Annotated in this window: 22 protein-coding genes and 1 pseudogene; 14 read left to right on the top strand and 9 right to left on the bottom strand. The window is 63.7% G+C overall.

The genetic code is table 11. The features are described from left to right. Positions 1-98: 98 nt before the first annotated feature. The 5 genes and pseudogenes from cysK to hrcA all read right to left on the bottom strand — a co-directional run bounded on the left by cysK (position 99) and on the right by hrcA (position 4,746). Entirely contained in the window at positions 99-1,079 is a 981-nt protein-coding gene (cysK, locus tag NKH29_RS10250; RefSeq protein ID WP_023718844.1) for a cysteine synthase A, read from the bottom strand. 165 nt (positions 1,080-1,244) lie between these two features. Next, positions 1,245-1,861 (bottom strand): annotated as a pseudogene (locus tag NKH29_RS10245) (LysE family translocator). Between the two features lie 87 nt (positions 1,862-1,948). Then, positions 1,949-3,301 (bottom strand): PQQ-dependent sugar dehydrogenase, encoded by a 1,353-nt coding sequence (locus NKH29_RS10240; protein ID WP_352592301.1) that lies wholly within the window; start codon positions 3,299-3,301, stop codon positions 1,949-1,951. Positions 3,302-3,402: 101 nt separating this feature from the next. Next, positions 3,403-3,600, bottom strand: coding sequence for a hypothetical protein (locus NKH29_RS10235; RefSeq protein ID WP_023718841.1), 198 nt, complete (start codon positions 3,598-3,600; stop codon positions 3,403-3,405). A gap of 33 nt (positions 3,601-3,633) precedes the next feature. Continuing rightward, positions 3,634-4,746 (bottom strand): heat-inducible transcriptional repressor HrcA, encoded by a 1,113-nt coding sequence (gene hrcA / locus NKH29_RS10230; RefSeq protein ID WP_352481369.1) that lies wholly within the window; start codon positions 4,744-4,746, stop codon positions 3,634-3,636. 132 nt (positions 4,747-4,878) lie between these two features. On the opposite strand from hrcA, the gene rph reads away from it, so the two are divergent. From rph to NKH29_RS10205, 5 genes are read left to right on the top strand one after another with little or no spacing between them, the layout of a single operon-like run. Beyond that, the gene (gene rph / locus NKH29_RS10225; protein ID WP_023718839.1) at positions 4,879-5,595 is read left to right on the top strand and encodes a ribonuclease PH; all 717 of its coding nucleotides are present in this window, start codon (positions 4,879-4,881) and stop codon (positions 5,593-5,595) included. Between the two features lie 33 nt (positions 5,596-5,628). Next, complete coding sequence (locus NKH29_RS10220; protein ID WP_023718838.1) at positions 5,629-6,039, top strand: VOC family protein; 411 nt, start codon at positions 5,629-5,631, stop codon at positions 6,037-6,039. Next, positions 6,039-6,716: an RdgB/HAM1 family non-canonical purine NTP pyrophosphatase gene (rdgB, locus tag NKH29_RS10215; protein WP_023718837.1), complete on the top strand. Its 678-nt coding sequence runs from the start codon at positions 6,039-6,041 to the stop codon at positions 6,714-6,716. Before NKH29_RS10220 ends, rdgB begins: the two co-directional genes overlap by 1 nt. Then, positions 6,713-7,876: a radical SAM family heme chaperone HemW gene (gene hemW, locus NKH29_RS10210; RefSeq protein WP_023718836.1), complete on the top strand. Its 1,164-nt coding sequence runs from the start codon at positions 6,713-6,715 to the stop codon at positions 7,874-7,876. Before rdgB ends, hemW begins: the two co-directional genes overlap by 4 nt. Positions 7,877-7,881: 5 nt before the next feature. Beyond that, positions 7,882-8,202 (top strand): low molecular weight protein tyrosine phosphatase family protein, encoded by a 321-nt coding sequence (locus NKH29_RS10205; RefSeq protein ID WP_023718835.1) that lies wholly within the window; start codon positions 7,882-7,884, stop codon positions 8,200-8,202. 190 nt (positions 8,203-8,392) lie between these two features. On the opposite strand, the gene NKH29_RS10200 is transcribed toward NKH29_RS10205, so the two are convergent. Together NKH29_RS10200 and NKH29_RS10195 are read right to left on the bottom strand one after the other, a co-directional pair. Then, positions 8,393-8,581: a hypothetical protein gene (locus NKH29_RS10200; protein WP_023718834.1), complete on the bottom strand. Its 189-nt coding sequence runs from the start codon at positions 8,579-8,581 to the stop codon at positions 8,393-8,395. 7 nt (positions 8,582-8,588) lie between these two features. After that, entirely contained in the window at positions 8,589-8,771 is a 183-nt protein-coding gene (locus tag NKH29_RS10195; RefSeq protein ID WP_023718833.1) for a hypothetical protein, read from the bottom strand. Positions 8,772-8,946: 175 nt separating this feature from the next. Here NKH29_RS10195 and rsmI point away from each other — a divergent pair, with 175 nt between their 5' ends. The 4 genes from rsmI to NKH29_RS10170 are packed head-to-tail and all read left to right on the top strand — an operon-like array spanning position 8,947 to position 11,816. Continuing rightward, a complete protein-coding gene (gene rsmI, locus NKH29_RS10190) occupies positions 8,947-9,873 on the top strand; it encodes a 16S rRNA (cytidine(1402)-2'-O)-methyltransferase (RefSeq protein WP_352481367.1) in 927 nt (308 codons plus the stop codon). Then, a complete protein-coding gene (locus NKH29_RS10185) occupies positions 9,866-10,243 on the top strand; it encodes a YraN family protein (RefSeq protein WP_023718831.1) in 378 nt (125 codons plus the stop codon). Before rsmI ends, NKH29_RS10185 begins: the two co-directional genes overlap by 8 nt. Then, entirely contained in the window at positions 10,195-11,496 is a 1,302-nt protein-coding gene (locus NKH29_RS10175; RefSeq protein WP_502911233.1) for a complex I NDUFA9 subunit family protein, read from the top strand. The genes NKH29_RS10185 and NKH29_RS10175 overlap by 49 nt, the downstream gene beginning before the upstream one ends. Positions 11,497-11,540: 44 nt before the next feature. Next, positions 11,541-11,816, top strand: a complete 276-nt coding sequence (locus tag NKH29_RS10170) for a metallothionein (RefSeq protein WP_352495436.1) — start codon at positions 11,541-11,543, stop codon at positions 11,814-11,816. Between the two features lie 115 nt (positions 11,817-11,931). Here the strand turns inward: NKH29_RS10170 and NKH29_RS10165 are convergent, their stop codons facing one another. Together NKH29_RS10165 and NKH29_RS10160 are read right to left on the bottom strand one after the other, a co-directional pair. Beyond that, a complete protein-coding gene (locus NKH29_RS10165) occupies positions 11,932-13,167 on the bottom strand; it encodes a flavin-containing monooxygenase (RefSeq protein ID WP_352481366.1) in 1,236 nt (411 codons plus the stop codon). 94 nt (positions 13,168-13,261) lie between these two features. Beyond that, positions 13,262-14,068, bottom strand: coding sequence for an undecaprenyl-diphosphate phosphatase (locus NKH29_RS10160; RefSeq protein ID WP_352481365.1), 807 nt, complete (start codon positions 14,066-14,068; stop codon positions 13,262-13,264). Between the two features lie 161 nt (positions 14,069-14,229). Here NKH29_RS10160 and NKH29_RS10155 point away from each other — a divergent pair, with 161 nt between their 5' ends. From NKH29_RS10155 to NKH29_RS10135, 5 genes are all read left to right on the top strand, one after another. After that, positions 14,230-14,922 carry a glutathione S-transferase family protein gene (locus NKH29_RS10155; RefSeq protein ID WP_352789108.1) on the top strand — a complete coding sequence of 231 codons (693 nt, stop codon included), beginning with the start codon at positions 14,230-14,232 and terminating at the stop codon, positions 14,920-14,922. Next, on the top strand, positions 14,903-16,063 hold the full coding sequence (gene queG / locus NKH29_RS10150; protein ID WP_352999508.1) for a tRNA epoxyqueuosine(34) reductase QueG: 1,161 nt from the start codon (positions 14,903-14,905) through the stop codon (positions 16,061-16,063). The genes NKH29_RS10155 and queG overlap by 20 nt, the downstream gene beginning before the upstream one ends. Beyond that, the gene (locus tag NKH29_RS10145; RefSeq protein ID WP_352999506.1) at positions 16,060-16,968 is read left to right on the top strand and encodes an SDR family oxidoreductase; all 909 of its coding nucleotides are present in this window, start codon (positions 16,060-16,062) and stop codon (positions 16,966-16,968) included. Before queG ends, NKH29_RS10145 begins: the two co-directional genes overlap by 4 nt. 56 nt (positions 16,969-17,024) lie before the next feature. Then, a complete protein-coding gene (mepA, locus tag NKH29_RS10140) occupies positions 17,025-18,116 on the top strand; it encodes a penicillin-insensitive murein endopeptidase (RefSeq protein WP_352789116.1) in 1,092 nt (363 codons plus the stop codon). A 121-nt stretch (positions 18,117-18,237) separates the two neighbouring features. Next, entirely contained in the window at positions 18,238-19,263 is a 1,026-nt protein-coding gene (locus NKH29_RS10135) for a glucokinase (RefSeq protein ID WP_023718823.1), read from the top strand. The last annotated feature ends 91 nt before the right edge of the window (positions 19,264-19,354 follow it).

Here is a 19,354-nt window from a genome sequence, read left to right as displayed (position 1 = left end):
TTCAGCAGTCCACGCCGAAGCGTCGAAACAGAACTTTTTATGCCGGAGGGGCAGCGCGAAGGATCGCTACGAACCGGCCAAAAACTCCTGTCCAGACTCTAAGCACCCAATCCCTCGAATAGGATCGTGGAGAGATAGCGCTCGGCGAAGGAGGGGATGACGACGACGAGGTTCTTGCCCTTGTTCTCCGGCCGCGAGCCGACGACGATCGCCGCCTGCAGGGCGGCACCCGACGAGATGCCGACCGGTACACCTTCGAGACGGGCGACGAGCCGTGCATTGGCGACCGAATCCTCGTTCGAGACCTTGACGATCTCGTCGTAGATCGTCGTGTCGAGGATTTTTGGTGCGAAGCCGGCGCCAATGCCCTGGATCTTGTGCGGGCCGGGTTGGCCGCCGGACAGTACCGGCGAGGCCTCCGGCTCGACGGCGACGACATGCACCGAGGGCTTGCGCTTCTTCAGCACCTGGCCGACGCCGGTGATGGTGCCGCCGGTTCCAATGCCGGCAACGAAGATATCGACTTCGCCATGGGTGTCGTTCCAGATTTCCTCGGCTGTGGTGCGGCGATGGATTTCCGGATTGGCCGGGTTCTCGAATTGTTGCGGAATGACGGCATCGGGCAGCGTCGCGGCCAGCTCGTCGGCCTTGGCGATGGCGCCCTTCATGCCTTTCGGCCCTTCGGTCAGCACCAGCTCGGCGCCGAGCAGCGCCAGCATTTTGCGGCGCTCGACCGACATGGTTTCCGGCATCGTCAGGATCAGCTTGTAGCCTTTGGCGGCGGCGGCAAAGGCGAGCGCGATGCCGGTATTGCCCGAGGTCGGCTCGATAAGCGTGGTCTTGCCGGGCGTAATCCTCCCAGAAGCCTCCAGTGCCTCGATCATCGACACGCCGATGCGGTCCTTGACCGAGGCGATCGGGTTGAAGAATTCGAGCTTGGCCAGCAGATTGGCGACGACACCCTTCTCCCTGGCGAATTTGTCGAGCCGCACCAACGGCGTGTCGCCGATCGTCTCGGTGATCGAATTGTAGATGCGGCCGCGGCCGGGCACGTGTGTGGGGGTGGCGGGCTTGTTCATTGATTTTCCTCCCAGAGGTCAAGCGGCAAGAGTCGGGCGGGCATAAGATAGAGCCATCCGCCGCGCAAGATAGGCTGTCGATCGAAAATATCCGAGTGAAGTTCGTGCCGAATGCCCTCGCCTTGGAAAGGCGTGACAATTCCTGGCCGGCTTGGCGAAAGAGGTCTATTGGCGGGCGGCGATAGCTGCCGCCGCCCCGATCATGAAACCGGCGGCGGTGCGGTTGAGTGCCCTCAGCGCCCGCGGCGACTTCAGGAACCAGCGCGCTTGGCCGCGAGCGCCAGATAAGGCACCAGCACCACAAGCAGGACGACGATCGTGAGCGCAACTAGGATGCCGTAATCGGCCAGCGTGATCGTCTTCAGATCGACGATGGTCGGGGTGATGGCTAGATAGAAGATCATCGTCTTCGGATTGCCGAGCGTGACGGCGAGACCGGCTACAAAGCTGGATGCCAAGCCGCCCTTGCCTTTCTTCGCCTCCACCGTCTCGGGCGTGATGCCGTTCGTCCAGAAACGCCAGCCAAGAAAAGCGAGGTAGGCGACGCCCAGCCATTTGATGATCAGAAAGATCATGCCAAAGGTCTGTGCGACGAAAGCGAGGCCGAGCACCACGGCCGTGAGATACGTCAGGTCGCCGAGCATCAGCCCGAAGGACATGGCCAGCGACGAGCGGAAGCCGGAACCCAGCGCACGCGCAACGAGTGCGGTGACGCCGGGGCCGGGGATGGCTGCGGCGATGCCGAGGGCAGCACTATAGGCGAGGAACCCGGTGAGCGTCATGATTCGCTCTTGTCGCACAATGTGGAAGTTGGGTGAATTCCCTCGGCCCGGATTCGATTGCGCCAGCGCAGCAGGCGACACCGCCGTTCAAGAGCGGCCGTCTTCGTAGGTAACGCGCCAGATGGTGCCGTTGCCGTCCTCGGTGACGATCAGCGAGCCGTCCTTGGCGATGGCGATACCGACCGGGCGGCCCCAGACGGCGTCGTTCGAGATAACGAGGCCGGTCATGAAGTCCTCATATTCGCCGGTCGGCTTGCCATCCCTGAATTTGAGCCTCACCACCTTGTAGCCGGTCCTGGCGCCACGGTTCCACGAACCATGCATGGTGACGAAGGCGTCACCCTGATAATCCGCCGGAAAGTTGTTGCCGTCGTAGAAGGCTATGTTCATCGGCGCCGAATGCGCCTGCATCAGCACGTCGGGGACAGTGGCCTTGCCGGCGAGGTCGGGCCGCTCGCCCTGATGGCGCGGATCCTCGTGATTGCCGATGTAGTACCAAGGCCAACCATAGAATCCGCCGTCCTTGACTGCAGTTGCAAATTCGAACGGCACATTGTCGCCGAGTTCGTCGCGCTCATTGACGACGCACCACAATGCGCCGGTGGCGGGCTGCACGGTCATGCCCGTACAGTTGCGCAGGCCGGTGGCGACAGTTCGGGGATTTTTCCCATCCGGGTCGAAGGCGAGCACATCGGCACGGCCGTCCTCGGAGCCCCAGGCCGCACCGAGCGGCTTTGAGTTCACCCAGGCGTCCAAGCCATCATCCGGCTCCTCCATGTCCTCGCCGACGTTCGACGCGGAGCCAACCGACAGATAAAGCGTCTTGCCGTCCGGCGAGAAGGCGATGTCGCGGGTCGTGTGACCACCCGACGGGATTTCCGCGACAATGGTTTCTGGTTTGCCGGATGCCTTCAGGTCGCCGTCGCGATAAGGAAAGCGGACGATGCTGTCGCTGTTTGCGACATAGACCCATTGCGGCTTGTCTCCTGGCGGATAGAAGGCGATGCCGTAGGGATAACTGAGCCCCTTGGCGAAGATCGCTTTCTCGATGGGCTTGGCGCTGTCCTCGGCGAGACGGTAGACACGTATCTGGTCGGCATGGCTGTTGGCAACGAACAGGTCGCCATTCGGAGCGACGCGCACGACGCGCGGATTGACGATGCCGGATGCGATCAGTTCGGCCGAAAAGCCCGGCGGCAAATCTGGCTTGGCGCTTTCGGGCCGTTCCGCCACGCCGGCGCCGTTCGAAGCGGATTGGGCGGGATCGGCTGGCGGCATGTCTTGCGCCCCGATCAGGCGGCGGGTGCCAGGCCTGTCGGCGTGCCAATCGCCAAAAGCGGCTTCGCCTTTGAGCACCTTCTGATCCGCCTGCTGGGCGGCTGCCGGTGTCGCAACAAGGAGAGCAGCGGCAATGGCCGCAAAGCCGCCAGATCGGATCATCAACGTCCTCCGGGATTCGCCTCGAAAAGGGCAAACGGGATGAGGCATTGGTCGTTCCAAGCGGCCGTCCAGCACACGAGGATTTGAAGCCGAACCCCGATTCACTTGCCGGCGGCGTAGAAATCGTCGTCGAGGCGCTTTTCCAGCGCGACCAGATCGGCCGGCAGCGGCAAGCCCATGGCCCGCATCTCTTGCAGCTTCTCGCGCAACTGCTCTTGCACCTCGTGCTGATCCTCTGGCTGGTTGATCATTTCTTCGAGCAGCAGGCTGATCTGGGCCTTGAACGATTCCAGCGCCATTCTTTTTCTCCTTGCGGCAGGCCGCGGCGGCTCCTAGCGCAGCATGCGCGAAATCAGCTGCGCGGTATAGTCGACCATCGGTACTATGCGCGCATAATTCAGCCGCGTCGGCCCGATGACGCCGAGCGCACCGACGACGCGGGCGTCCTTGTCGCGATAGGGTGCCACCACCAGTGATGAGCCCGACAGAGAAAACAGCTTGTTTTCCGAACCGATGAAGATGCGCACGCCCGGGCCCTCCTCGGCGAGGTCGAGGAGCTGGATCAGTCCGTCCTGGGTTTCGAGATCCTCGAAGAGATGCCGCAGCAATTCGATGTCGGCCTGGGCAGTGACGTTTTCCAGGAGATTGGCGCGGCCGCGCACGATAAGCCGCCCAGGCACCCCGCTTTCGGCGCCTGCCCAGACCGCCAGGCCCTTCTCGACCAGATCCTGTGAAAGCGTATCGAGGGCTGCCCTGGTCTCTTCCTTGATGCGGGCGATCTCGACCCGCGCTTCGGCCAGGGTGCGGCCGCGAATATGGGCGTTGAGGAAATTGGAGGCTTCGTGCAATTGCGAGACGGTGATGCCGGCGGGCAGATCGACGACGCGATTTTCGACGTCGCCGTTCTGCGAGACCAGCACGGCCAACGCCTTGGTCGGCTCGAGCTGGATGAATTCGATGTGCTTCAGCGCCACCTCGTTCTTGGCGGCGAGCACAAGGCCGGCGCCGCGCGACATGCCGGACAGCATCTGGCTGGCCTCGGTCAGCATATGCTCCAGCGTCGCGCCCGAGCCGGAGGCGCGCACCTGCGCCTCGATGGTGCGGCGCTCCTCGTCGGAGAGGTCACCGAGTTCCATGAACGCATCGACGAAGAAGCGCAGGCCAGCCTGGGTCGGCAGACGGCCGGCCGAAATATGCGGCGCATAGATCAGGCCGAGATGCTCGAGGTCGCTCATCACGTTGCGGATGGTGGCCGGCGATAGCGACGACGGCAGGATGCGCGACAGGCTGCGCGAGCCGACCGGCTCGCCATCCCTCAGATAAGAATCGACGATGCGCCGGAAGATGTCGCGCGAACGCATGTCGAGCGATTGAAGCGCGGGCGATTGCAGCGCGTGCGACGGGAGCACGTGCGATTGCGAACCGGGATCGACTGCCTTGGTCATTTCGAGCCAAAAACCTCCGGCCCGAAGATATAGACTTCCGCGGCGTCGGCGCAACCGGTCCATTTTCCTTTGCGCCTCACGCCCCGTGCGGCTACAAGCCGGCCAAGATCCCGAAGAAAGAAAGAAGCCTGAATGCGCCCTTCCAAACGCCAGTTCGACGAAATGCGCCCCATCTCCTTCGAGCGCGGCGTCTCCAAGCATGCGGAAGGCTCGTGCCTGGTGAAGTTCGGCGACACGCATGTGCTGTGCACGGCCAGCCTGGAGGAAAAGGTGCCGGGTTGGATGCGCAACTCCGGTAAGGGCTGGGTGACGGCGGAATACGGCATGCTGCCGCGTTCGACCGGCGAGCGCATGCGCCGCGAGGCTTCGGCCGGCAAACAAGGCGGCCGCACGCTGGAGATCCAGCGGCTGATCGGCCGCTCCCTGCGCGCCGTGGTCGATCTGCAGGCGCTCGGCGAGCAGCAGATCACCGTCGACTGTGATGTGATCCAGGCCGATGGCGGCACGCGCACCGCTTCGATCACCGGCGGCTGGGTGGCGCTTTACGATTGCCTGCGCTGGATGGAAGCCCGCCAAATGGCGAGCCTGGGCAAGGTGCTGAAGGATCACGTTGCGGCGATCTCCTGCGGCATCCATGATGGTCAGCCGGTCATCGACCTTGACTATATCGAGGATTCCTCGGCCGGAACCGACGCCAATTTCGTCATGACCGGCAAGGGCGGCATCGTCGAGATCCAGGGCACGGCCGAGGGCGAACCGTTCTCGGAAGAGCAGTTCGCGGCCTTGATGGGGCTGGCCAAGAAAGGCATTCAGCGCCTGGTCAGCCTGCAGCAGATGGCGGTGGACTGATCTTCAGGTTATGACGATGAGGGTGACGATCCTGTGACTCCTTCCGCAATCCTGGAATCAGCACTCTACGTGACGGATCTCGCTGCCGCGGAACGGTTCTATTCGGGCGTCCTCGGGCTCGATCCGCTCGGCAAGGTCGAGGGCAGGCATCTCTTCTTCCGCTGCGGCGACGGCGTGCTGCTTATCTTCAATGCCGAGGCGACGAAAGTGCCGCCGCCGGCCGACGCCAGGCTGCCAGTGCCGCCGCATGGCGCCGTCGGCGAGGGCCATCTCTGTTTCGCCGCAAGCGCCGACGAGATCGTGCGCTGGAAAGCGCACCTGGAAGCAAAGAGCATCGCCATCGAAAGCGAGTTCGAGTGGCCGCAAGGCGGCCGCTCGATCTATATTCGCGACCCCTCGGGCAATTCGATCGAATTCGCCGAGCCAAGAATCTGGGGCATCTGATGCATTCGCAGACTGTTCATTCGCCAATTGTTCATTCGCTTGATGGGCATAAGATCGTCGTCGCAAGCCACAATGCCGGCAAATTGCGCGAATTCGCCGATCTGATGGCGCCGTTCGGCATAGAAGCGAGGTCCGCCAAGGAATACGGCTTGCCGGAACCGGACGAGACCGGCACCACTTTCGAGGAGAACGCGCTCATAAAAGCCTTGGCCGCTGCCAAGGCCACTGGATTGCCGGCGCTGTCGGACGATTCCGGCCTATGTGTCGATGCGCTCGACGGCGCACCCGGCGTCTACACTGCCAACTGGGCCGAGACGCCGGACGGCCCCCGCGACTTCGGCATGGCCATGCAGCGCACGGAAGTGGCCTTGCAGGAAGTTGGCGCGATCGCGCCTGCTCAGCGCAAGGGCCGCTTTGTCGCGGTCATCTGCCTAGCCTTTCCCGACGGCCAGGCTGAATATTTTCGCGGCGAGGTCGAAGGTACGCTGGTATGGCCGCCGCGCGGCGAACTCGGCTTCGGCTACGACCCGGTGTTCTTGCCCAACGGGTTCGAAAAAACCTTCGGCGAGATGACCGCTGAGGAAAAACATGGCTGGAAGCCGGGCCAGCCGACAGCATTGTCGCACCGCGCCCGCGCCTTCCAGAAATTCGCGCAAGCCCGATTGGCCGCGGCATGACCATGCTGCTCGACCGCAGCCCGGGTTTTGGCGTCTACATCCACTGGCCGTTCTGCGCGGCCAAGTGCCCCTATTGCGACTTCAACAGCCATGTCCGCCACCAGCCGGTCGACCAGGAGCGTTTTGCGCGCGCCTTCGAGGCCGAGTTGGCGACCATGCGCGGCCGCACCGGGCCGCGCGAGGTGACAAGCATCTTTCTCGGTGGCGGTACGCCGTCGCTGATGAAGCCGCAGACCGTGGCGGCGGTGCTGGATGCCGTGGCGAAGAACTGGACGGTACCAGATGGCATCGAGGTGACGCTGGAGGCCAATCCTTCCTCGGTCGAGGCCGAGCGCTTTCGCGGCTATCGCGCGGCGGGCGTCAACCGGGTGTCGCTTGGCGTGCAGGCGCTGAACGACAAGGATCTGCGCTTTCTCGGCCGTTTGCACAATGTCGATGAGGCCCTGCATGCGATCGGCCTGGCGCGCGAGATTTTCCCACGGTTGTCCTTCGACCTGATCTACGCGCGGCCGGACCAGACGCCTGAAGCGTGGCAGACGGAACTCGAGCAGGCGATCGGCCACGCCGCCGACCATCTGTCGCTGTACCAGCTGACCATCGAGGAAGGCACGCCGTTCCATGCACTGCATGCAGCAAGGAAATTCATCATTCCAGACAACGATGTTGCCGCCGATCTCTATGCGTTGACGCAGGAGATCACCGCCGCGCACGGACTGCCGGCCTACGAGATTTCCAACCACGCCAGGCCCGGCGCTGAAAGCCGGCACAATCTCACCTACTGGCGCTATGGCGAATATGTCGGCGTCGGTCCCGGCGCGCATGGCCGTTTCGTCGAGAGCGGGCGGCGCGTGGTGACAATCGCCGAGAAAATGCCGGAGACCTGGGCCAATCTGGTCGAGGCCAAGGGCCATGGCGTCACCGGCGGCGAGATCCTAACGCGATCGGAAGAAGCCGACGAGTTCCTGCTGATGGGGCTGAGGCTGGCGGAAGGCATCGACCTTTCCCGCTACGAGGCGTTTTCCGGGCGCGGCCTGTCGACGGCACGGCTGTCGGTGCTGCAGGACGAAGGCCTGGTGGCGCCGATCGGCAATGCCCGCCTGCGCGCCACGCCGGCCGGCATGATCGTGCTCGATGCCGTCGTGGCGGATCTGGCCAGATAGTACCGGTGAAGAACGTTCTCTTCGTCTGCAGCCAGAATCGCTTGCGCAGCCCGACGGCGGAGCAGGTGTTTTCCGGTCGCAGGGACATCGAGGTCGCTTCGGCCGGCACCAATCACGATGCCGACACTCCGTTGACGCACGAACTTGTCGCCTGGGCCGATATCATCTTCGTGATGGAAAAGGCGCACCGCGGCAAACTGCAGCAGAAATTCAGGGCCAGTCTAAGGAAGGCTCGGGTGATCTGCCTCGATATTCCCGACGACTATGAATTCATGGACCCGGAACTGGTCCGGTTGCTGGCGGTGAAGGTATCGCGATATCTCTGAAGGCTGTCGCGCTACTGCGCCTTCGTCATCCTCGGGCTTGACCCGAGGATCCATGCCGCTACCCTTGTCGAAGAATGCTGCGGTAGAATAATTCTGAACTGTCGAAACGCTTGAATATTACGGCATGGATCCGGGTGTCTGCGCCGCGTCGCTGCGCTCCTTGCTCCGTCCCAGGATGACGAAAAGAGGATCAAGCGTCGTGCTTGAAACGACGCTTGCCGCGGTCCTTCTCGGCATGCGCTTCTCCGGAGCGGGTCTGCTTGATCTCGCTCTTGTCGCGCGGAGCAGAATGCTGGTCGCCTGTGGGATGTGATGCTGCGCCATCGCGGGCGCTTTTTGTTTCGAGACGGGTGATGAAAATATCGAAGCGATTGGGCATCGTCCGGTCAGTGCTCCGTCGTGCTGTCGGTTTCGGTTACGGGCTTGCTCTCTGCCAATGGCTGGCGTGCGAGCGGTTTCCTGGCCTCGCCATCCGCGTTGCCACGCAGGCTCTTGTCGCCTGGCGCGGCGAAGCGCTTGCGGCCGGCATAATAGGGTTCGAAAACGTCCTGTATCGTCAGGCTGTCCATCCTGCTCCTCCCGAGATCAGGGTTAAAATTCGCCGGCAACGGTTTCGTTCCCTACTATGGCAAAGGCATGGCGGCCGGTTCACGTCGGGACCCCGTTTGGAACCGGGCGTTTGCAACCCAGGCTTTTGCAACCAGGCGTGAGCCGTGCCAAACAGGGTCGAACGGAGTTGTGCAGGTGACCGGCGAATTGGCCAAACGCAGTTATGTGGTCGGGCAGACCGAGATCGCCGCCCGGCCGCTCGAGCCGGCGTTCTATCTGGTGGCTACGCCGATCGGCAATCTCGCCGACATCACGCTGCGCGCGCTGGAAACGCTCGCCGCCGCAGATATCGTCGCCTGCGAGGACACGCGTGTTTCGCGCGTCCTGCTCGACCGCTACGGCATCCGCCGCCGCACCACCGCCTATCACGAGCACAATGCCGCCGAGGCCGGGCCGAAGCTGATCGCGGCACTGCTGGCCGGGCAGAGCGTAGCGCTGATCTCTGATGCCGGCACACCGCTCATCTCCGATCCCGGCTACCGGCTGGTTGGCGAGGCGCTGGAACGCGGCATTCGTGTCGTGCCGATCCCCGGACCGTCGGCGCCACTTGCCGCTCTGACGGCATCCGGCCTGCCTTCGGACGCCTTTCTGTTTGCCGGCTTCCTGCCGGTGAAGACCGGCCAGCGGCTGACGCGGCTGGAAGCGCTGAAGGCGGTGCCGGCAACGTTGATCTTCTTCGAATCGCCGCGCCGGCTGGCCGAGACGCTCAGTGCCATGGTCGAGGTGCTGGGCGGCGCCCGCAAGGCGGCGATCGGCCGCGAGTTGACCAAGACTTTCGAGGAGATGCGGACCGGCACCCTGCAGTCACTCGCCGGCCATTACGCGGCAGCCGATACGCCTAAGGGCGAAATCGTCATCTGCGTCGGCCCGGCCGATGCGGTCGCTGATGAGCCTGAAGACATCGACCGGCTGCTGCTTTCGCTGGCGGCCGAGATGCCGGCCTCCAAGGCGGCGGCGGAAGCCGCCAAGATGACGGGTGGCCAAAAACAGACGCTCTACCGACGGCTGCTCGACCTCAGGAATGCCGGAAGAGACGGGGCCGGCGGAGACCGCGATGGCTGAACGGCGGAGCGCCAGCCGGCAAAAGGCCTACCGGCGCGGCCATCACGGTGAATGGCTGGCGGCGGCGGCGCTGATGCTGAAGGGCTACCGGATTCTTGCCCGCCGCCACCGTACCAGGTTTGGCGAGATCGACCTGATCGCGCGGCGTGGCGATTTGGTGCTGATCGTCGAGGTCAAGGCACGCCGTACGCTGATCGAGGCGATGGAGGCCGTCGGCCGCGAATCGGAGCGCCGCATCGAAGGCGCGGCCGATTTCTGGCTGTCGCGCCAATCCGACTACGGAAAATTATCGGTGCGCTTCGACATGGTGGCGGTATTGCCGTGGCGCTGGCCGGTGCATGTCGAGAACGTTTTTTACGGGGGGAACTAGGTCATTCCCGAAGTGGGGTCGGTTTTGCCGCGATCTCCGGTTCAGATTCGATTGCCTGTCGTCTCGTCGATGGGAACAAGCAAGTAGCGCCATTTGCCGCCTGGATCATGTGCCGACGCTCACCTGGATTCGCTCAATCGATCGGTTTGTCGACCTGGTCTCCGCCCAGCACTGACTGGAACAAAAGCGTTCCTGCGTTGTTCTCCAACCGTCCTGATGTTCGACGGGCTGGTTCAAATGCCGATCAGGGCAGTCCTCGTGGCAGGCGTGCGAGGACAGGGATGGCGAGGCAAATGGATCCTGACGATCTCAACCAGGAACGGATCGTCACCGTGTTCGGCGGAACTGGCTTTCTCGGGCGCAGGATCGTGACGCGGCTCCTGGAAAGGGGTTTCACGGTGCGCGCCGCATCTCGCCATCCGGCTCGCGTGGCCCTGGTCTTTTCCTCGATTACAAGGATGCCCGAAGCAGTCGAGGCGGATATATTGGATGCGTCCTCGATTGGGTCGGCCATTACCGGATCACAGGCGGTCGTGAATGCTATCAGTCTTTACGTCGAGCAGGGCGTCCAGACCTTTGAACGCGTCCATGTGAAAGCCGCGGCCGATCTCGCTGCCGTGTCGCGCAAGGTCGAGATCGATCAGTTCGTCCAGATTTCAGGGATCGGCTCCGATCCTCAATCGGATTCGAATTATATAAGGGCACGTGGGCGCGGAGAAGTTGCCGTGGGAAACGCATTTCCCGGCGCTTTCATTGTGCGTCCCGCCGTCATGACAGGACCTGACGACGCTTTCCTCACGACCATTGTGAGGCTGATACGCCTCCTGCCGGTCTATCCGCTGTTCGGCGATGGTGGCACACGGCTTCAGCCGGTCTATGTGGCCGACGTCGCGGAAGCAGTGAGCCGGCTGATCGACGGGCGAAGCCACAAGGGTTCATCCATATTCGAATTCGGGGGCCCGCGTATCTATACCTATAAGGAATTGCTTCGGGAGATCGCCCGACAGCTCGATACGCACGTAAAGCTGATGCCGGTGCCGTTTGCTGTATGGAACGCCTTGGCTGGCGTCGCGGAACTCCTCCCGGCTGCCCCCATAACGCGCAACCAGATCGATCTTATGCGTCAGGATAATGTGGCAGCAATCGACGCGCCGGGCCTGAAGGAACTCGACATCGAGCCGCGGGATATCGACGAGGTGATCCGCGTGATCGAACAGCGCCGTGGCGTAGGCTCGCGCTCGTCTCCGCCTTAGGACGGCCCTCTGATCCTGGCGGGAACCTATCGCCGCGCGACAGGTTGGTCGAGCTTGAAGCCAATGAAAGAAGGAAAAGAACCATGGCCAGATGCGATCAATGCGGGAATGACTACGACAAGGCTTTCAAAGTGACGATGGCCGAGGAGACCTACACATTCGACAGCTTCGAATGCGCGGTCCAGAAACTTGCTCCGACGTGTCCGCATTGCGGATGCCGGATCATCGGACATGGCGTCGAACAGGATGACATCATCTACTGCTGCGCACATTGCGCCGCTGAGGAAGGTGCGAGCGCGCTGACCGATCGCGCGCCTTGATGCACCTCCTTTGGCGTCTCCAGGGCGACCATTCCGAATGACTGCGCCGGCTCATCCCCATATGGCCAGTGCTGTCAGCCCGACGACGACCAGCCGAGGTCCAGGCGCGCCGAGGTCAAGGCCGCCGCACCTGGACAAGTCGCTCCACAATGCCAGCCACCTCCTCTGGAATGGCCGGTATGGTGCCCGATTTCCGTGTCGACCCGAAATCGAGGCCGGCGAAAAAGAGACCTGGAACAGCGCCGACGCCATCCTCGTGGACGGGCTGGCCGGCCGCATCGAGCGCGCCAGGAAGCCGGACCCATGAGAAATCGCCGGTGAAACCCGTGCACCAGATCACTGATCTGATGCCGCTCGCCGTCCAGTCGAGGGAGCGGATCGGAGGATCGGGCAAGCGCGGGGCAACCGTCTCGGCTGGATCATCCTCGGCCAGGGGCGCATCGAGGCCGGCGCGCTCAATGTACTCGTCGACCAGGCGCTTGGCATTCGCCGAAACCTCGTCGGCAAATCGCATATGGTCGTCGAGTTCGTCACCGAAGACGAGGCTGCCATTCTCCACGCCCCTGAAGCGGCCGAGCAGCACCACGCCCTGTGCACCCAGCGATTGCAGGCTGATTGTATGGGTCGCGCCGACCAGCGCGCGGGCCTGCAGCTTGCCGGAGGGGAGGACGAGTTCCTTGCGCGGAACGTCGAGAAAACCGGACAGCGTCAGCCATTTAAGTATGTTGCCCCCGCGGTAGCGCCGCACCCAACGGCCGTTGCGGCTGGTCGCCAAAAAGACCGCACGTCCGGCCACCGCCAGATCCTCGGCGATCTGGCCGCCCGACTGGCCGCTGCCGACCACCAGCACCGCGCCATTCTCGAACTCGGCCGGGTTGCGATAAGCCGAAGAATCGACTTGGCGAACTGCCGCCGGCAAGTCCGCCGACCCTGGTGGCCGGACCTGTCGGTTCTGGTCGCCGGTGGCGATCACCACATTGCGCGCCAGAAGCACGCCACGAGCCGCCGTAGTGACGCGAAAGATCCCATCGTCTCTCGTCAGCTCTTGAACCGGAGTTTGGGTGCTTACCGGCAGGCGGTGCCGCTCGGCATAGCCTTCGAGATACGCGACAAATTCATGGTGGGTTATCGCGCCCCAGGGCTCCGGCCCCTCGTAGGAATCACCGGGTAAGATGGAGCGAATGGTCGGCGAATTCAGTCGAAACGAATTCCATCGCTGCGTTCGCCACGTTTCGCCGATCCGGCCTCGATCGAGCACACGGTGGTCGCGGCCCTGCCGTTTCAAGAAGTAGCTGACGCCGAGCCCCGCCGGACCGGCGCCAATAACGAGGGCGTCAAGAACTTCGCTCATGCATTCCCCCTGCCAACCATACGTCCACAAGATCGTATGGCTCGGCTTCGGGCAAGAACAGAGTTCCGGCTGGGATTGCGCTATCCGCGCCGGCTCACCCCCAGATTGCCAGCCCCGCCAGGCCGACGATGCCCACGACCAGCCGCCACCAGCCGAACAGCGCATAGCCATGGCGCGAGACATAGTCGAGCAGGAAGCGCACGACGATTAGCGCGGTGACGAAGGCGGCGACGAAGCCGACGGCGATGATAGGCAGGTCGGCACTGCTCAGCACATTGCGGTTCTTGAACAGGTCGAAGGCGAAGGCGCCGACCATGGTCGGGATGGCAAGGAAGAAGGAGAATTCCGCCGCCGCCCGTTTGTCGACCCCGAGCAGCAGCGCGCCGACGATGGTCGAACCCGAGCGCGATGTGCCGGGGATCAGCGACAAGCACTGGAACAGCCCGATCTGCAGATAGAGCCTGGTCGGGAACCGCTCGACATCGTGGTAATATGGCTTCGGCTTCATGCGATCGACCAGCAGCAGGATGACGCCGCCGATGATCAGCATGATGCAGATCAGCCGCGGCGATTCGAACAGCACCGTCTTGATGAAATCATGCGCCAGCGCGCCGACGACGGCCGCCGGCAGGAACGCGATGAGAATGCCAAGGACGAAATGCCGCGTCAGCCGATCGTATGGCAGTTCGAGCAGCATCTTCCAGAGCCGGCGGAAATAGACGCTGAGGATCGCCAATATGGCGCCGAGCTGGATCAGGATCTCGAAGGCCTTGCCGGTCGAATGAAAGCCGAGGAAATGGCCGGCGAGCAGGATATGACCGGTCGAAGACACCGGAATAAACTCGGTCAGGCCCTCGAGCATGCCGAGCAGCAGCGCTTCGACGACGGTCTGGCTTTCCATGGCAACCTCGGCGTTGGAGGGAGGGCTTGAGAAAACGGCTTGCTTGTCACGGCGCGGAACTCCCCCTATAGGTCGCAGCACCCTGACAGCCCCTGAATCGGGCGGCCAAGACTTACCGGCGCAGCCGGCGATTTGCCAGTGCGCTCTATTATCGCGGGACCATGCTAACGCTTTTCCACCATCCGATGTTCGCCAGCTGCCGCTTCGTCCGCCTCGCCTTTGGCGAGTATGGCGAGGAACTGGCACTGATCGAAGAGAAGCCGTGGACGCGGCGCAAGGAGTTCCTGGCGCTGAACCCGGCCGGCACGCTGCCGATCCTGCTTGCCGAGGGCGACGTGCCGATTGTTGGCGCAGTGGTCATTGCCGAATATCTCGACGAGACGCGCGGCGTACTCAAGCGCGACAAGCGGCTATTCGCCGAAGACCCGTTGGAACGCGCCGAAATCCGCCGGCTGACCGACTGGTACCTCAACAAGGCGGAAAGCGAGGTTACCCGGCATCTGGTGCGCGAGCGCGTCCTGAAGCCGGTCATGCCGGAAACGGCGGGCGGCGGCTCGCCCGATTCGGCGGCGATCCGCGCCGCCCGCGCCAATATCCGCCAGCACATGAAGTACACCAACTGGCTGGCCGGCACCCGTCATTGGCTGGCCGGCAACAAGGTCACCTATGCCGATCTCGCGGCGGCGGCGGCACTGTCGGTGCTCGACTATCTCGGCGAGATCGACTGGCGCGAACACAGCGCTGCGCGCGAATGGTATACCAGGGTGAAATCACGGCCTTCGTTCCGGCCGCTTCTGTCCGACCGGGTGCGCGGCCTGTCGCCGGTGTCACATTATGCGGACCTCGATTTCTGACGCGGCAAAGCTGCGCGCGCTCATCGACCGCGAGGCGCGGAACGCCGGCTTCGACGCTGTTGCCGTCACGACGCCCGATGCGATCCCGCAGGCGCCGGCCCGGCTAGCCGAATTCGTTGCCGACGGCTTTCACGGATCGATGGACTGGATTGCCGAAACGCTCGAGCGGCGAGGCAAACCGACGGCGCTTTGGCCGGAGGTCCGCTCGATCATCGTGCTGGCGATGAATTACGGCCCCGACCACGACCCACGCGACATCCAGACAAAGCGCGACCGCGGCGCGATCTCCGCCTATGCGCAGAACCGCGATTATCATGACGTGATGAAAGGCCGGCTGAAGGCGATCGCCGGCAAGCTCGTGGCGCGCACCGGCGGCGACGTCAAAGTGTTTGTCGACACCGCGCCGGTGATGGAAAAGCCGCTGGCCGAGGCGGCCGGCCTCGGCTGGCAAGGCAAGCACACCAACCTGGTCAGCCGCGCCCATGGTTCCTGGCTGTTCCTCGGCACTATCTTCACGACGGCCGAGCTGGTGCCGGACGCGCCTGAGGACGATCATTGCGGCTCCTGCCGCGCCTGTCTCGACGCCTGCCCGACGGACGCCTTTCCGGCGCCTTACCGGCTCGATGCGCGGCGCTGCATTTCATACCTCACCATCGAGAACAAAGGACCGATCCCACATGAGTTCCGGGAAAAGATCGGCAATCGCATCTACGGCTGCGACGACTGCCTGGCCGCCTGTCCGTGGAACAAATTCGCCCAAGCTGCCTCCGAGGCTAAGCTTGCCGCCCGCGCGGACTTGCGCGAACCGCCGCTCGCCGAGCTGCTTTGCCTGAACGACGCTGCCTTCCGCGCGCTTTTTTCGGGCTCGCCGGTCAAGCGCATCGGCCGCGACCGTTTTATCCGCAACGTGCTGATCGCGGCCGGCAATTCCCAGGACTTGTCGCTGGCCGGCGCCGTCCGCGCGCTGCTCGACGACGCCTCGCCGCTGGTTCGCGGCGCTGCGGTATGGGCGCTGGCGCGGCTTGTGCCGGGTCGGGAGTTTGCCGAACGCGCCGCAGCCGCTTTGCAACTAGAAGGTGACGAGGCGGTGAGAGGCGAATGGCTTCTGGCCCTGGCAAAGCCGATCGAGGCGCATACATGACAAAAAAGCAGATTTTCATCTTCGGCGCCGGTTATTCGGGCAAGGCCTTCGCCCGCGCCAACAGGGATGCCGACACACCGATCTTCGGTACAACACGGTCGCTGGAAAAATTCGCGGCGCTGCGGCAAGCCGGTATCGTGCCGCTGCGTTTCGATGGCACGCTGACCTCCGAAATCGGCGATGCGCTTGGGAAGACAACCCATCTCGTCGTCTCGGTCGCGCCGGACGAGGCCGGCGACCCGGTGCTGGGCGCGGCACGCGAGGTGATCGCGGCCAACATGCCGGAGCTCGAATGGATCGCCTATCTCTCCACCGTCGGCGTCTATGGCGACCATGGCGGCAACTGGGTGGACGAGGCCGCCGAATGCCGGCCGTTGTCGAAGCGGTCGGTGATGCGTGTCGCAGCCGAGCAGGATTGGCTGCAACTGGGCCACGACATCCACCGGCCGGTGGCGATCCTGCGGCTTTCCGGCATTTATGGGCCGGGCCGCAACGCCCTGGTCAATCTCGAAAACGGCACCGCCCGGCGACTGGTCAAGCCGGGCCAGGTGTTCAACCGCATCCATTGCGACGATATTGCCGGCGCTCTCTGGCATCTAGCCGAAGGCGATCGCGGCGGCATCTTCAACGTCACCGACGACCTGCCGGCGCCGCCGCAGGACGTCGTCGCCTATGCCGCCAGGTTGATGGGCATCGAGCCGCCGCCCGAAATTCCGTTCGAGACCGCCCAACTTTCGCCCATGGCGCGGTCCTTCTATGGCGAGAACAAGCGTGTCGCCAACGCGGCGATCAAGGCGGCCGGCTATGGCTTTCGCTTCCCCGACTACCGCTCGGCTCTCGACGCCATGTGGGCGAGCGGCGACTGGCGCGACGGCGAGGCGCGCAGTCCGATGAAACGGTCGTGATCGATACGTTGCGCGGGGCGTGGTATGATGCGGTTCAAATCGCGGAGGGGTCCAGCTTGGGGAAGACGTTAAAGCGAGCCTTGCCGGGAAAAACACTGCTGCTGACGGCAGCACTGGCCGTCGCCGGCCTAACGCTTGCCGCGCAAACGGCGAGCGCTGAGCAACGGGCAAAAGAGCTGTTCGGCGCCAAAAAGCTGCCGGCACTCGCAGCAGCGCAATCGATCGGCTTTTATTCCAAAGGCTGTTTTTCCGGCGGCGTCGCGCTGCCCATGGACGGCCGGCACTGGGAGGTGATGCGACCGTCGCGCAACCGCCGTTGGGGCCATCCGGCAATGATCGCGCTAATCGAGAAACTATCACGCGATGCTGCAGCCGACGGCTGGCCGGGCCTGCTGATCGGCGACATCTCGCAACCGCGCGGCGGACCGATGCTTACCGGCCATGCCTCGCACCAGATCGGCCTCGACGCCGACATCTGGCTAACGCCGATGCCCGACCGCAAGCTTTCGACCGAAGAGCGCGAAAACATCAGCGCTACCTTGATGGTCGATGAAAAGACCCATCTGGTAAAGGATGGCCTGTGGACGCCGATGCACACGCGGCTGTTGAGGCGCGCCGCGAGCTATCCCGAAGTCGAGCGCATCCTGGTCAATCCAGGGATCAAGAAGAAGCTCTGCGACACGGTCAAAGGCGACCGCAGCTGGTTGCGCAAGGTCAGGCCGTTCTGGGGCCACGATTACCACTTCCACATTCGTATCGGCTGCCAGCCTGGGTCACCCGACTGCAAGGCGCAGGAAGCGACGGCGCCAGGCGATGGCTGCGACCAGGCGCTGGCCTGGTGGTTCACCGAGGAGCCGTGGCGCCCCAACAAGAATCCGGACAAGCCGAAGGCACGCGACGTGATGACGATGGCGAACCTGCCCAGGCAATGCCAGTTCGTGCTCGACGCGCTGGCTCCGGCCTCGGCGGAAGCAGTCACCTATTATGGCGACGGCGTGCCGATCGCGGCCGTACCCGCTCCCGCGGCAGAGCCTTCGCCGCCGCCGACGGTCGCAGCCGGCGCGGCAGCGCTTCCGGCCTCGGCGAACGCCTTTGTGGCGACCCCCGAGATCCGCATTCCGCTGCCGCGGCCACGACCGGGGCACTGATGCGGGCAGCGTGTTCGCTGTCTGCATCCGTGCATCTCCACTTCGAAAACCGATTTCCCTTTTTGCGGTCATGCGCTAGTCAACGAGAGAACGGCGATACGCGTCGGGAACGGACGAGAGCATGCCAGGCGTAAGCGACGACGACACTCTGTTGCGGTTTCCGATTCTGATCGGCGACATAGGCGGCACCAATGCGCGCTTCTCGATCGTGCTTGACGCGAATTCCGAAGCCGGCGAGCCGACGATCGTCCAGACCGCCAACTTCAATACGATCGACGAGGCGATCCAGTCGGCCGTGCTCGACCGCTCGTCGGTCCGGCCGAATTCAGCTGTGCTGGCGGTAGCCGGTCCTGTCGAAAGCGACGAGATCCCGCTTACCAATTGCCCATGGATCGTCAAGCCGAGACAGATGTTCGCCAGTCTCGGTCTCAGCGACGTCGTGGTGCTCAACGACTTCGAGGCGCAGGCGCTGGCCGTCGTCGCGCTCGGCGAAGAGCATATGGAAAAGATCGGCGGTGACGCGCCGGAACCGAATTCCGGGCGGGTAGTGCTCGGCCCGGGAACCGGGCTCGGCGTCGCCGGGCTGGTCTATGCGCTGCATCACTGGATACCGGTGCCCGGCGAGGGCGGCCATATGGATATCGGCCCGCGCTCGCCGCGCGATTTCCAGGTGTTTCCGCATATCGAGAAGCTCGAGGGCCGCATCTCCGGCGAACAGATCCTGTCCGGGCGCGGCCTGGTCAATGCCTACCGGGCGGTGGCCAAGGCGGACGGCAAGCCGTCGCCCTTTACCACGCCCGCCGAGATCACCGCCGCGGCGCTGGCAAAGAACGATCCGGTGGCCGAAGAGGCGCTGTCGATCTTCGTCACCTGCCTGGGACGCACCGCCGGTGACCTCGCTCTGGTGTTCATGAGCCGCGGCGGCGTGTTTCTCACCGGCGGCATCGCGCAAAAAATCCTGCCGGCGCTGCGGACCGGCAATTTCCGCGCCGCCTTCGAGGACAAGGCGCCGCACAGTGCCCTGATGCGCAGCATGCCGGTCTATGTCATCACCCATCCGCTGGCGGCGCTTTTAGGGCTGGCCGCCTATGCCAGAAATCCGTCGCTGTTCGGCGTGCAGACGGCGGGGCGGCGCTGGCGGGTCTAGGATACACGCTGCGCCGCGACGAAGTTTCGCCATTCTCGGCCATAGGCAAGCCGTCATTGCGGCGTTAAGACGTTGCCGAATTGCAGCCCGG

Source organism: Mesorhizobium sp. M1295, assembly GCF_040318135.1.
Lineage (GTDB): Bacteria > Pseudomonadota > Alphaproteobacteria > Rhizobiales > Rhizobiaceae > Mesorhizobium.
This window is presented reverse-complemented; position numbering and strand designations above follow the sequence as displayed.